The sequence below is a fragment of the uncultured Alistipes sp. genome (assembly GCF_902388705.1).
Classification (GTDB): domain Bacteria; phylum Bacteroidota; class Bacteroidia; order Bacteroidales; family Rikenellaceae; genus Alistipes.
The window spans coordinates 131,772-145,210 of the sequence record NZ_CABMQJ010000002.1 but is presented as its reverse complement, the minus strand read 5'-3'; the positions used below and the strand labels follow the sequence as shown (position 1 = coordinate 145,210).

Here is a 13,439-nt window from a genome sequence, read left to right as displayed (position 1 = left end):
ATCGAAATGTTGCGAAAAATCAGAATCGCGGTTGCGACCCTTTTTTTCACGATGATCACGCTGCTGTTCCTCGACTTCACGGGGACGTTGCATGCGTGGTTCGGCTGGATGGCCCAAGTGCAGTTCCTGCCTGCCCTGCTGGCGGTAAACGCCGGTATCCTTGTCCTGCTTCTGTTGCTGACCGTGTTGTTCGGGCGCGTTTACTGTTCGGTGATTTGTCCGCTGGGCGTCTTTCAGGACGTCGTGTCGTGGACGGCGGCCCGGCGCAGGAAAAACCGTTTCGCCTATTCCCGGGCATTGGCATGGCTGCGCTACGGCGTGCTGGCGCTGTTCGTCGTGGCGATGGTCGCCCACTTCAAGCCGGTAGCCGCCCTGCTGGCTCCTTACAGCGCCTACGGGCGTATCGTGTCGAACCTTTTTGCACCGTTCTACCAGTGGGGCAACAACCTCATGGCGTACCTGGCCGAGCGGATGGACAGTTATGCGTTCTACACGGTCGACGTGTGGGTGAAAAGCGGTGCGACACTGGCCGTAGCCGCCGTGACATGCGTGGTGCTGGTGGTGCTCGCCTGGCGCAACGGCCGTACGTATTGCAATACGATCTGCCCCGTTGGCACGATACTGGGTTTCGTGTCGCGTTTTGCGATTTTCAAACCGCGGATCGATACTTCGAAATGTAACGGCTGCGGCCTCTGCGCCCGCAACTGCAAGGCTTCGTGTATCGATGCCAAGGCGCACGAAATCGATTACAGTCGCTGTGTGGCCTGCATGGACTGCCTCGGCAAGTGCCGCCAGGGAGCCATTGCCTTTTCGCACAAACCTGCGGCGAAGCGTGATTCTGCGGATGCCGGGGCAGCAGCCGTGAAACCTGCCGCCGGAGCGGACGTACAGTCCGGTACTTCGCGCCGCAAATTCCTGTCGCTTGTCGGCGTCATGGCCTATGCGGCAACCGTCCGTGCGCAGGAGAAAAAGGTCGACGGCGGCCTTGCGGTGATCGAAGACAAGAAAATCCCCAACCGTACGACGCCCCTGACCCCGCCGGGGTCGCTGGCGGCCCGTAATATGGAGGCGCACTGTACCGGCTGTCAGCTTTGTGTCGCCGTGTGCCCCAACCAGGTGTTGAGGCCCTCGGGAAAGCTGATGACCCTGATGGTGCCCGAAATGTCGTACGAGCGCGGATACTGTCGTCCCGAATGCACGAAGTGTTCGGAGGTTTGCCCTGCGGGGGCCATCCGTCCGATTACGGCTGCCGATAAGGCGGCGACGCAGATCGGCCATGCCGTGTGGATTGCCGAAAACTGTGTGGTGAACACCGACGGCGTGGATTGCGGCAACTGCGCCCGCCACTGCCCGACCGGGGCTATCCATATGGTGCATAAGAATCCGGACCAGCCCGATTCGCCGCTTATCCCGGTCGTCAACGAGGAGCGCTGCATCGGCTGCGGTGCCTGTGAGAACCTGTGCCCGAGCCGCCCGTTCAGTGCCATTTATGTCGAGGGGCACCGACGCCACCGTACCATTTAACCGTTACAGCCATGAAAGAGAAAGAAAAGATAGACCGCCGGAAATTCCTGAAAGTACTCGGCGCCGGAACGGCGGCCACGACCGCCGCCCTCTACGGATGTAAACCCAAAGGCGGCGCAGCCGGGAGTGCGACTGCTGCAGACGGAGTCCCGGCCGGCGAGATGACCTGCCGCGTCAATCCCAAAACGGGAGAGCGGGTGTCGCTGCTGGGGTATGGTTGTATGCGCTGGCCGACGCGCTCCCGATCCGACGGTTCGGGCGATGAAATCGACCAGCAGGCCGTGAACGAGTTGATCGATTATGCCATCGCACACGGCGTCAACTATTTCGATACCTCCCCGGCTTATGTCCGCGGGTGGTCGGAAACCGCGACGGGTATCGCCCTGAAGCGTCATCCGCGCGACAGGTTCTTCGTTGCGACCAAGCTTTCGAATTTCGATCCGTCGACCCACAGCCGTGCGGCCTCGATGGAGATGTACCGTAACTCGTTCCGGGCCCTGCAGGTCGATTATATCGATTATTACCTGCTGCACGGTATCGGCATGGGCGGCATGGCGGCCCTCCGCAGCCGCTACCTCGATAACGGGATGCTCGATTTCCTGATTGCCGAACGCGGGGCGGGACGTATCCGCAACCTGGGATTCTCCTACCACGGCGAAATCGAGGTGTTCGACTACCTGCTATCGCGCCATGACGAAATAAAGTGGGATTTCGTGCAGATACAGCTCAACTACGTGGACTGGAAACATGCCAAGGAGGTGAACACGCGCAATACCGATGCGGAGTATCTCTATGGCGAGCTCGAGAAACGGGGTATTCCTGCCGTCATTATGGAGCCGCTGCTGGGCGGACGCCTGTCGAACGTGCCCGACCATGTCGCCGCCCACCTCAAGGAACGCCGCCCTTCGTCAAGCGTCGCGTCGTGGGCTTTCCGTTTTGCGGGATCGTTCCCCGGCGTGCTGACCGTGTTGAGCGGCATGACGTACATGGAGCACCTGCAGGACAACCTGCGCACCTATTCGCCGCTCGACGTGCTGACCGATGCGGACAAGGAATTCCTGGAGGAAACGGCGCAGCTGATGCTCCGCTACCCCACGATTCCCTGCAACGACTGCAAATACTGCATGCCGTGTCCCTACGGACTGGATATTCCGGCTATCCTGCTCCATTACAACAAGTGTGTCAACGAGGGAAACGTGGCCGTATCGTCGCAGGATGAAAATTACCGCACGGCGCGCCGCGCATTCCTCGTGGGCTACGACCGCAGCGTACCGAAGCTCCGCCAGGCCAGCCGCTGCATCGGATGCAACCAATGTGTGCCGCATTGTCCCCAGAATATCCGCATACCGCAGGAGATGCAGCGTATCGACAAGTATGTGGAGCACCTTAAGCAGGACAACCTGTAATACCGTTTATTTGCGTGTAATTCAGTGTAGAATGCATCCCCGGGATTCTGAGAATCCCGGGATGTGTTTTTACAGGGGAGTTGTGGCCTCGTTCGTTTTGAAAAAAGAGGCCGGAGCACTGGCCGGAAGCGCGATTATTCGTATCTTTGGAGGCGATTCACGAAACCTGACGAATATGAAGAAAACCTGTTGCCGGAGCTTTGCGCTGATCGTCATGCTGTTTGCCCTGTTTGCGCCCGATGCTTTTTCCCGGGAGGCTGAAACGGCACTACCGTCGGCTTGTCCGGGAGCGGCGTGCGGCGGCATTCCCGTGCAGGCGCAGCAGCTCGGAATCGAGGTCACGCCTCAGCAGCCGCGGGTTTTCCAGGAGTTCGAGGTGTCGTATACGGCGTCCGGGGAAATCGAGTCCATCGCGCAGCCGCATTGGGGAGCCCTGACCCTTGTCCGGGAACTCGGGCGCTCGCAGGGCTCGCAGATGTCGATTGTCAACGGTGTTACGACCCGCTCCGATACGTATGCTTATCGTTACCTGGTGCGTTCCCCGGTAAGCGGCGACGTGACTGTGCCGGGGACCTCGGCGGTCGTGGGCGGCCGGACGTGCCGCTGCGAGGGGCTGGTCATCACAATCCGGCCCGATACCGCTGTCGTGCAGCCGCAGTGCCGGCTCGAACCGGATACCGCCGCAATGGCCCGGACGGGCGGATATGTCGTCCGGCTGGTCTGCGGCCGGAAACCCGATCAGGCGCAGCCTTTGCTGATGGTGAACGGTGTCGGATGTATGCCGTTTTCGACCGGGTATTCCGCTGTGAACGGGGAGGATGAGTACGTTTACAGGTACCGGATAGATTCTCGGGGTGCGGAACGCTGTACACTCGTCCCGCAGCTGTCATTCGGCGGAAAGCCTTTTGCCGTTTCTCCGTATGTCCTCACCCTGAAAGCCGGAGCCCGCAATTGGAGGTGGACGCTGTATGTCCTGTCGGGTGTCGTCATCCTCCTGTGGGGCGCGGTCTTTGTGCGCGACCATGCGGTACCTGCGGGCCGGCATGCCGTCGTATCCCGCTTCTCGTGGCGGGGATACATGCTCGCGGCGACTACCCTGCTTTTTTTCGGATTCAGCGCCCTGCTGGTTTATTTCCTGTCCGATGCGGATACGAAGACCCCTTTCCCGGTCGTGCTGGCGGCCGGACTGATGCTCTTTGCCTCCTGCTGGCTGCTGTTCGGTGAGTTGAGGCGTTCGGCCGTGAGGCTGTGCGTCGACGGTGAAACGCTTTTCGTGACGCCGTATATGGGGCTGGGGCCGACGCGGCGCTACGACCTGCGGAGTTTCGACGGCATCACTTCGTCGGTGCTCGTCAGCCGCGGGGGCGCCTATGAGTACAGGTACCTGATGCAGGCAAACCGCCGCACTGTCCGCATATCCTCGTTCTACCTGAAAAATTAGGCGAGGTCGCGGACGCCGCAGGGCAAGGCCTGCCGTACATGGGTGAGCGTCCGATGAGCCTGTGGCTCGAGTTGAAAGAGATATTCGGTTAGGCGGATGCGGAATGCCGCGATTGAAAAGGGCAGGATTTACGTAAATCCTGCCCTTGCTTTATTGCTGTGTGCGAGCTGTTATGCGTCGGTCTTCGAATATTCCGAGAATTCACAGCCGAAACGCTCTACCAGCATGTTGTCCATTTCGTCGGCCCTGAAAGCGAGGTTGACGATGTTTTTCCGGATTTCGTCCTCCGACTCATCGGTGATGTCCGAAAGGTGGATGCGGTATGCGATGTAAATTTGACGCCCCTCGATTCCCAGTTTGTAGGGGCCGAAATCCTCGCTCAACATGTAGTCCAGCACGTTCTCCACCTCTTTTTTTGGCAGCAGGTTGATTGGCGACGTCGAGAAGAGGTAGTTGTTGTCGTAGACGAAGATGCGGATTTCCGAACTGCCTTTGTGGAAGAGCCACGAGTCGTACCCGTCGCGTGCCAGCACGGGGTTGACACCCATCTGTTCGATGGCCGACTCGACGAATCCGCCCAGCGGCGACTGCTCGCGCACCTCGAAAACACCTTCCGGCAACTTGTCGCCGCACGACGGGCAGAACTCCTCCTCTTCGGCGATGAGTTCCTCGCAGCTGCCGCACTGCACCTGAAAGACCGTGCGGTCCAGTTCGCCGATTGAATTCAGCAGTGCATGGAGTGTTTCGACCCGGATGCCGAAGCCCATGTTGTCGGCCTGCGTGAATTTGCTGACCGTCACGCCGACCACTTCGTTGTCGTCGTTCAGGATGGGGCCGCCCGAGTTGCCGGGGTTGACCGCGGCGTCGGTCTGGATGTAATATTTGCCGTCCATCAGCTGCTTGGGCGACGACACCGAACCTTCGGTAATCGTGAACGGCATGCCGTAGGGGTATCCGGCGACATAGACTTTGCGGCCGATGGTCAGCGTGTCGTCACCGGCAAGTGCGATTTCGGGCAGCGCCGAGAAATCCCCCTCGGCTGCCAGCAGGGCGATATCCTGTGCCGGATTGACCAGCACGACTTTCGCCAGGTAGGGATTCCGGTCGTTGTCGTGGATGGCGACATCGCGAAACCCGTCGACCACGTGGTAGTTCGTTACGAAAAGGTCGTAGCTTTTCAGGTAGAAGCAACTCCCGGAGCCGCCCGAGTGGGTGACTTTGAATACCGACTTGTAAATATTGTTCTGTTCCATGAATATGCGGTTTTGAGCGGTTATTTTTGTTGTCCGAGGGCTTGTTCCATCATCTTCTGCTGGAATTCCTGCGCCAGGCGCATGTATTCGGCCATGTCGCCTTTGGCCAGCGCCTGCTGCATGGCGGCCTGCATGGCCACGACCTCCCCCTGCATGGCGGCGGCCATCTGCTGTACCTGTTCGACTGCCGCGGCTGCCGCGATGCCGAGTTCGCCCGATTCTTCGTCTTCGTCCCCGTCGTCGGCAGTGAGGTCGTCCTCCATGACTTTCTCGAGCGCTTCGAAGAGTATCTCCGATGCCTCCTCCATCGGTTTGCCGGCCGATTTGCGGAGCGCATTTGCGACCACGGCGTTCAGGTCGTCCTGCACGTCGTTGTAGAAATACATTTCGTAGAATTTGTAAAGGATGCGGACAGCGCTGCGCTCGTAGTTTTCGGCTTCGATAGCCTCGTTTGCTTCCAGATAAACGTCCTTGAAGTTCTCCTGGACGTTATTCAGCGACGAGCGGCGCTTGGTCGAAACCAGCGTGTCGACGAAATAGAGGTCGCGTGCCAGCTCTTCGCGCGGCATCGCCAGCAGTTTTTCCAGAAACGCCTTGCCTTTTACCACCAACTCTGCTACCGGAAGCTCCTTGTCCATATCGTCGATGGCCTTGTCGAGGTCGTTCATCAACTGCCCCTGCGGATGTGCGAAATAGGAAATTTTATAGAAAGCCGTGTCGATTACGTTCCACGAGTAGCCGTATTTGCGTTCGGCTTCGTATTCTTTTACCGCGTCGAGCGTTTCGCGGCAGGTTTGCCGTATCGCTTCGTGAATGCGGGTCGTTTCCTCCTCCGGATATGGCGTAATCTGCGGCTCGTAACTGCGCCGTGCGCCGAATTTCGCGCAGAATTCATCGTCATAGCGGTCGCCGATGTGGCAGATGTTGCGCAGGATGAAATAGATTTTGTGCGGATGGCTCTGCGACAACGGGCATGCGTATTCCATCTTCAGCGTGTCGCCATTCTTGCGGAAGCGCGGCAGCATCAGGCGGTTGATGTTCAGGTCGGCGACCTGGCGCAGCATGGCGACGCGGCCTTTCTCGGGCAGCTCCAGGAAATCGGCGCTGATTTGCAGTTTGTCCCCTGCGACGAGGATGTTTACCAGAATGGAACCGTGGGGAATATGGAACTCCGTACCGCCGGCGTTGCCGTATTTGGTGCGGAATTCCGGGTTCAGGTGGTCGAGCAGCAGATGGAACGCTTCGAGGTGGCTTCCCTCGTTATAGCGGTCGATTGCCTGCTCGTAGGCCTCCATGTTGACTTTGCTCTGCGTGGAGTCCAGAACCGGAGTGACGAATGAGTGAGTAGTTTTCATGTTGTCTGTGTTATGACAAAGTCCTCTTGTGGACGTTGATTCTGTAAATTTAGGAAAAAACGGCTGAAAACCGTGCTTGAAACCGAAAAAAGTTAATTTTCCTCGATCGAAAGCGAACCGTCGTCAGCGACGGTTACCTTACCCTCGTAGTAGATATATGCCGTTTTGCCGGCACTGCTTTCCGTTTCCTTGCCGTCTTCGGTAAAGCGTACGATGAACGTGGTGTGCTGCGTGCCGAATTTCTTGCCGCGGTTGAATGCCTCGTTTCCCGCCGGCACCTCCTCCTCGATTTCGTAGTAGCCGACCGACTTGTACGAATGTCCCTCGGGAAGCATCGTCTTGGCTTCGGCAATCTGTGCGGCGATTTTCGCCGCGTCGAGTTGCGTGAGGTCGATGCCGACGGTGGTTTCGTAGGCGGGGGCTTCGAACGTCTGCTGCACCTCGCGCAGTGCCGTAGGCTCGGTTCCGTTCATGTAATAGGTCTGGCTGAATGCCTGGTTGTCCTTGTTGACCAGTTTTGCCGTTACGGCCATGAGATTGTCCGACAGGGCTTCGCCCTCCATGAACAGGAGCGAGTAGATTTTGAATTTGTCGGTATCGACGCTTTTTTTCGTGAGTTCGATAGCCTTGGCGTAACTGGCCTCGGAGTCTGTGGGATAGCCCGTGAGTGCCGAGCAGGAAGAAAATACAGCGGTTACGATGGCCGCAGCGGCCAGATTGATGATTTGGCGCATTGTTGGATTGGTTGAAAAAATAAGAACTGGATGTTTGTTATAGGGTAAATGTCAGGAAAAGGCTGCAGAGGTCGGTATGACGGACATGGCCATCATACCGACGGGGACTCTTCGGAGCCTCTATGCGGTAGGCCCGCACGGGGAAAACGAGTTCAGCCATGCACGTTGCCGGGGCTGCAACAACAAAACGACAGTCCGGCTCCGCACGGAGCGTTTTTCTGCAGGATACGGGAGCGCATGTATTGGCAGGCGGTGGGATTTCCTATTTTTCGAAAACCGATTTGAATGCCTCGAACGCATCGGCGCTGTCGAAGAATGCACCGCGGATGACATGGTGGTCGGACGGCAGCGAGATGTTGAACTCGTTTTCCTCTTCGTCGAATTTGGTGCGTTCGACCTCGGAAAGTTTGAACGATTCCAGGACCACGGCGCCTTTCTTTACGACGGGTATCGTAACCTGATCGCCGTCGACGGTTATTTCGCCGCCCTGTGCGATAAGCTTGCGGGCCTTGGTGATTTCCAGCGCCGTGAATGCGAGTAGCGCGAGCCCTCCGAGTACGAAGATGATCGTTACGGCCGTAGGGCCGAGAATCGGCGTACGGCCGATGCGGATGCCGAAAGGCCATACGAGCGGAACGATGACCATGCCGGCGCCGATGGCCAGCGAAGAAACGGAGCCCGAAAAGGGATTGCTTGGGGTGTAGTTGAACTTCTGCATTTTTATTTTAAATAAGTGGGTGTTTTCGTCCGGCGGGGATATGCGGGCGCCTTTGCGTGCGAGGCGCAGGGCCGATAATTCATTGCGGCAAAGTTAAAATCCGGCCCGGGAATAACAGGCCGGATACGGGGGTATAATAGTGAAATGCAGATTTGATAAAAGCCGCTGATTACCTTTTGGTTGTGGCTTGCTTGCTGGCGGTGCAGGGGGTATATTTCTACAATCCGGAGAGGATTTCCTCCAGCGTGGTGCCCTTTGCCGATGCCAGTTTTTCGGTGCGGATGCGTTTCAGGCGTTTTTTTACGGAGTCCTTTTCCAGGCACACCACGCCTGCTATTTCAGCCTGCGAAAGGCGCATGCGAACCATGCAGCAATAGCGGATATCTTCCTCGTTCAGGGCCGGGAACTGCTGTCGCAGCCGGACGGTGAAATTGTCGAAAACGGCGTCGGCATGGTTGAATATCGTCTGCCACTCGGCGTCCGACATCCGGCATTTTTTCGTGTCGCCGCCCTGTTTGACGAGCGAGATGAAACGGCTGTTGAGCTGGCAGAAGAATGTCGTGCGCAATTGTTCCTCCTTGCGCCGCATCTCCACCAGTTCGTTTTTCTGCGCTACGATATGCCGCTGCTGGGCCAGTTGGCGGAGTTTGGTGCGGTGCCATATGCGCATCGCTATCCATGCGCCGAGCAGCAGCAAGGCCGCACACAGCAGTATCGTCTGGTAAACAAGGCGTTCGCGGAGCCGCTTCTGCCCCTGTAAAGTCGAATTCTGTGCTTTCAGTTGTTCGTATTGCCACAATTCACGGGTGTTGAGCACATCGGCGCCGTGTATCTCGTCGTCGATCGAGTCCTTCAGCGCACAGTAATATTTCAGTGCGTCGAGGGCTTTTGCCGGGTTTCCCTTGCCCTCCCATGCTTCCGCGGCATGGAACGCCCATAGGGCGCGCGAGGTGTAGTGCGACGTGTCGGCGCACATCATCCGGGAACTGTCCAGCAGGTGCAGCGCTGCGTCGTAGCGCCCCTGCCGGTTGCGTATTTCGGCGAGGGTCTTGATCCACGAGTACCGCACACGCTCTTCGGCGTGTTGGTACCCCCGGTTCCAGTACTCCTCTGCGGCCGCGTAATCCTTACGTCTGATGGCGCCCTCGATCAGCATCGCCCATTTCGGGGAGGTGTTTTCCGTGATGCCTTTTTCTTCGGCCAGTCGGAGGGCTTTCCGGGCGTAATATTCCATGCTGTCGTAGCGGTCGAGCCCCATATATGCATGTGCGAGGTCGCCGAGCGAAATACAGCGCCAGTCGTCGCGGCCGAGGCTGTCGGCGTAGGCGTACGCGCGCATTGCGTGGCGGACTTTCTCTTCGAACAGGTGTTGTCCGCCGCAGAATACCCCGAGCCATGTTTCCAGGACATAGTGCCGTTCCCACTCCCCTTTCGCCGGCAGCGCCCGGCGGCTGTTGAGCAGCAGCGACATCGCCAGTTCGGGCTGGTGCCGTTGGTGCGCTATTTTTGCGGCGTAGTAGTAGGCTTTCTGTACGGGGACGAAATCCCGGGTGTGGGCCTGGTAGTAGTCGAGGGCTATGTCGGAGAGCGTATCGCCGACCATATTTTCACCGGAAAGGTAACGCGCCTGCGTCATTACCAGCGCATAATGCGCATAGTTGCGCCGGGATAGTTTTTTTGCCGGGGAGGGTATGGTCAGCAGCAGTTTTACGGCGCTGTCGGGATGCTCCATGACGATTGTTTCGGCCCCGGACAGGGCGTCGGGTACGCGCTGGCAGCCGACGGGGCTGATGAGCAGGAGCAGAGCGGTGGCAAGTCGGACGCAATACATGGGTTTAGCTGGTTGTGCATTCGTCCGGATTTGCGCCGGTGTGGAATGCGGGTCGGTATTTTCGGCGCAAAGGTAGGACTTTTTAGGGCAGAACGGGTATCCTGCGGCTTTTTTTATGCTCCCCGGAGGTTTGGGCGTGTGCAAAACAGAAATCGCACGCAGCCCTGTCCGCCGTCCGATTCCGGCATGTGCCGGGCCTGTGTGTCGAAACGGATGCCGGGATGTATCCGGCATTATACTATCAAATTTTGGTAGTATGTTTCAGTTCCGGCGGAAAAATCCCTGCGATTGTTTGGAGATATGGTTTTTGTCCGTATATTTGCATTAACAAAATTGTTAGATTGAATTGTTAATACAATAAAACCATGACCGAATCGACACAAACCAAAGAACAGGCGATACTCGCAGCGGCTGAGCAGGAGTTTCTGTCGAAGGGTTTCGACGGTGCACGCACCACTTCGATCGCTTCGGCTGCCGGCGTAACGCACGCCATGCTGCATTATTACTTCCGGACGAAAGAACAGCTTTTCGAGCGGATTCTCGACGAGAAACTCCGTCTGATGGGCGAATCGGTGCTGGCGGCATTCGGGCAGCCGAACCTTCCGCTGCAGGAGCGGCTGCGGGATGCGATTGGCAGCCATTTCGATTTTATCGCGCGAAACCCCGATTTGCCGCGTTTCATTGTCAACGAGGTCTTTTCGCGGCCCGACCGTTATGAAACCATGCGTGCGCGCATCCGGGAAATCGCCGATACGCTGATGCGCGACATGCAGCGGGAACTGGACGCATTGTCGGCCCGTGGGGAAGCGGAGCCGCTGGATGTCCGGATGCTGATGCTCGATATTATCTCGCTCAACGTTTTTCCGTTTATCGCCTATCCGCTTATCGAACCGATTCTCGGGAGTTTTTCGAACGACCGGGCCCGTTTTTTCGAGCTGCGCAAGGCGGAGAATGTCGAAGTCATTACACGGCGTCTTAAAAAAATATAAGCTATGAAACGAATCGTTATCTTGTGCTGGTGCCTGTTTGCGGTGTTTTCGGCCGGTGCGCAACCGACGCTCGACGAGTGCCGGGCCCTGGCCCGCGCACATTATCCCGAAATCCGGCAGTACGACCTGATACGGCAGACGACCGGTTATACCCTGTCGAACGCCCGCCGTACCTGGCTGCCCCAGCTGGGGCTTTCGGCGCAGGCCACGTGGCAGACCGGGGTTCCGAATTTTCCCGATGCGCTGACCGGAATGCTCGCGCAACAGGGCATTTCGATTCCCGGGCTGGACAAAGATCAGTATAAAGTGCAGCTGGAACTGAACCAGACCATCTGGGACGGCGGCAAGGCGGGGGCTGACAAACGGATTGCCGAGGCGGAGGCGGCCGAACAGCAGCGCTCCGCCGACGTCGATTTCTACGCATTGCAGGGGCGGGTCGACAACCTCTATTTCGGTATCCTGTTGCTTGAGGAGCAGATTGTGCAGACGAACCTGACGCTCGAACTGCTGCGCAGCAACTTCGACAAGGTGCGTGCGTTGCGGCGCAACGGCGTGGCGACGCAGGCCGACGCCGATGCCGTGGAGGCCGAACTGCTCTCCGTGGGCCAGCAACTGACGCAGGTCGAAGCCTCCCGCGACAGCTACCGCCGGATGCTGGAGGTGTTCATCGGCCGGCCGCTCGGCGATGCGGCGCTGGTGCGTCCCGATGTCGCGGAGCCGCATTCCTTTGAGCCGGAGCGCCCCGAGTTGGCGTTGTTCGACGCGCGGATCGATAAACTCGCGGCCCAGGAGTCGCTGGTCAAATCTTCGTCGCGTCCCCGCTTCGGACTCTTTGCTCAAGGGTATTACGGTTATCCGGGACTGGATTACATGCAGAGCATGATGAACGGCGACTGGTCGTGGAACGCCCTTGTCGGCGTGCGGATGTCGTGGAATTTCGGAGCTTACTATACGCGCGGCAATTCGCTGAAAAAACTTCGGTCGGCTCAACAGCAGGTCGAGGTGCAGCGTGACATCTTCCTGTTTAACACCAAGTTGCAGACAACGGAGGAGAGCGGTGACATCGCCCGTTTGCGCAAAGCCCTTGCCGATGACGACCGTATCGTTGCGCTGCGCCGTTCGGTGCGCGAGGCCGCCGAGTCGAAACTCCGCAATGGCGTAATCGACACCAACGACCTGCTGCGCAAGATTACCGAAGAGGCTGCGGCCGCAACGGCGCGTTCGGCCCGCGAAATAGAATTGGTCAAAACCATTTACGAACTGAAACATACTGTAAACCGATAAACCATGAAACGAACCATTATTTACGGCGTCCTGCCGCTCCTGGCCGTCGCCTGCGGGCATGACGGCGATTTCGATGCGACGGGAACATTCGAAGCTGCCGAGGTGGTCGTGTCCGCCGAGGCCGCCGGACGCATTCTCCGCTTCGACGCCGAGGAGGGCGATGTGCTGGAAGCCGGACGGCAGGTAGGTGCGATCGACACCGTACAGCTCTACCTGCAGAAGCTGCAGCTCGAACGCACGGCTGCGTCGGTACGTTCGGGCCGCCCGGACATTTCGAAGCAGGTCGCCGCCCTGCGCGAGCAGATAGCCAAACAGCAGACCGAGCGCCGCCGTGTTGAAAACCTGCTGAAAGACGGTGCCGCCACCGCCAAACAGCTCGACGACATCGATGCCCAGCTCAAGGTGCTGAACGGCCAGCTCGACGCCCAGCTTTCGACGCTGAAGAACAATACGGCCTCCATCGACGAGAATACTTCGTCCATCGAACTGCAGATTGCGCAGGTCGAAGACCGGCTTTCGAAATGCCGCATCGCATCGCCCATTGCCGGGACGGTGCTGGCCAAATACAGCGAGGCCGGGGAGTTGGCCTCGGTGGGCCGTCCGCTGATGAAAGTGGCCGACCTCGGCCGAATCTACCTGCGGGCCTACTTCACGTCGGACCAGCTTTCCGGGCTGGAGCTCGGCCGGCCGGTGACCGTTACCGCCGATTTCGGCGGCGGGGAGCGGCGCGATTATCCGGGACATATCACCTGGATTGCCTCGGAGAGCGAATTCACGCCCAAAACCATCCAGACCCGGGATACGCGCGCCAACCTGGTCTATGCCGTGAAAATTGCCGTCGAGAACGACGGACGGCTGAAAATCGGCCTGTACGGCGAAGTGAAACTGGACGAATAAACCCGGA

11 protein-coding genes are annotated in these 13,439 nt (G+C 58.4%); 6 read left to right on the top strand and 5 right to left on the bottom strand.

Annotated elements, in window-relative coordinates; all coding sequences use genetic code 11:
• The first annotated feature begins 6 nt into the window (after positions 1-6).
• The 3 genes from QZT71_RS01475 to QZT71_RS01465 all read left to right on the top strand — a co-directional run bounded on the left by QZT71_RS01475 (position 7) and on the right by QZT71_RS01465 (position 4,371).
• A complete protein-coding gene (locus QZT71_RS01475) occupies positions 7-1,524 on the top strand; it encodes a 4Fe-4S binding protein (RefSeq protein ID WP_295911401.1) in 1,518 nt (505 codons plus the stop codon).
• Positions 1,525-1,535: 11 nt separating this feature from the next.
• Positions 1,536-2,930: an aldo/keto reductase gene (locus QZT71_RS01470; RefSeq protein WP_295911399.1), complete on the top strand. Its 1,395-nt coding sequence runs from the start codon at positions 1,536-1,538 to the stop codon at positions 2,928-2,930.
• A gap of 175 nt (positions 2,931-3,105) precedes the next feature.
• Positions 3,106-4,371 carry a BatD family protein gene (locus QZT71_RS01465; protein ID WP_295911398.1) on the top strand — a complete coding sequence of 422 codons (1,266 nt, stop codon included), beginning with the start codon at positions 3,106-3,108 and terminating at the stop codon, positions 4,369-4,371.
• Positions 4,372-4,541: 170 nt separating this feature from the next.
• Here the strand turns inward: QZT71_RS01465 and QZT71_RS01460 are convergent, their stop codons facing one another.
• The 5 genes from QZT71_RS01460 to QZT71_RS01440 all read right to left on the bottom strand — a co-directional run bounded on the left by QZT71_RS01460 (position 4,542) and on the right by QZT71_RS01440 (position 10,262).
• Positions 4,542-5,624, bottom strand: a complete 1,083-nt coding sequence (locus tag QZT71_RS01460) for a serine protease (RefSeq protein WP_295911396.1) — start codon at positions 5,622-5,624, stop codon at positions 4,542-4,544.
• 20 nt (positions 5,625-5,644) lie between these two features.
• Entirely contained in the window at positions 5,645-6,979 is a 1,335-nt protein-coding gene (locus QZT71_RS01455; RefSeq protein WP_295911395.1) for a phasin family protein, read from the bottom strand.
• Between the two features lie 92 nt (positions 6,980-7,071).
• Positions 7,072-7,713 carry a hypothetical protein gene (locus QZT71_RS01450; protein WP_295911393.1) on the bottom strand — a complete coding sequence of 214 codons (642 nt, stop codon included), beginning with the start codon at positions 7,711-7,713 and terminating at the stop codon, positions 7,072-7,074.
• A 262-nt stretch (positions 7,714-7,975) separates the two neighbouring features.
• Positions 7,976-8,431 carry a hypothetical protein gene (locus QZT71_RS01445; RefSeq protein ID WP_295911391.1) on the bottom strand — a complete coding sequence of 152 codons (456 nt, stop codon included), beginning with the start codon at positions 8,429-8,431 and terminating at the stop codon, positions 7,976-7,978.
• Positions 8,432-8,648: 217 nt separating this feature from the next.
• Positions 8,649-10,262: a hypothetical protein gene (locus QZT71_RS01440; RefSeq protein ID WP_295911389.1), complete on the bottom strand. Its 1,614-nt coding sequence runs from the start codon at positions 10,260-10,262 to the stop codon at positions 8,649-8,651.
• Between the two features lie 365 nt (positions 10,263-10,627).
• Between QZT71_RS01440 and QZT71_RS01435 the strand changes: the two genes are divergently transcribed.
• From QZT71_RS01435 to QZT71_RS01425, 3 genes are read left to right on the top strand one after another with little or no spacing between them, the layout of a single operon-like run.
• Complete coding sequence (locus QZT71_RS01435) at positions 10,628-11,251, top strand: TetR/AcrR family transcriptional regulator (RefSeq protein WP_295911387.1); 624 nt, start codon at positions 10,628-10,630, stop codon at positions 11,249-11,251.
• A 3-nt stretch (positions 11,252-11,254) separates the two neighbouring features.
• Positions 11,255-12,535 (top strand): TolC family protein, encoded by a 1,281-nt coding sequence (locus tag QZT71_RS01430; protein ID WP_295911386.1) that lies wholly within the window; start codon positions 11,255-11,257, stop codon positions 12,533-12,535.
• A gap of 3 nt (positions 12,536-12,538) precedes the next feature.
• Positions 12,539-13,432 (top strand): HlyD family efflux transporter periplasmic adaptor subunit, encoded by an 894-nt coding sequence (locus QZT71_RS01425; RefSeq protein WP_295911385.1) that lies wholly within the window; start codon positions 12,539-12,541, stop codon positions 13,430-13,432.
• Positions 13,433-13,439 lie beyond the last annotated feature (7 nt).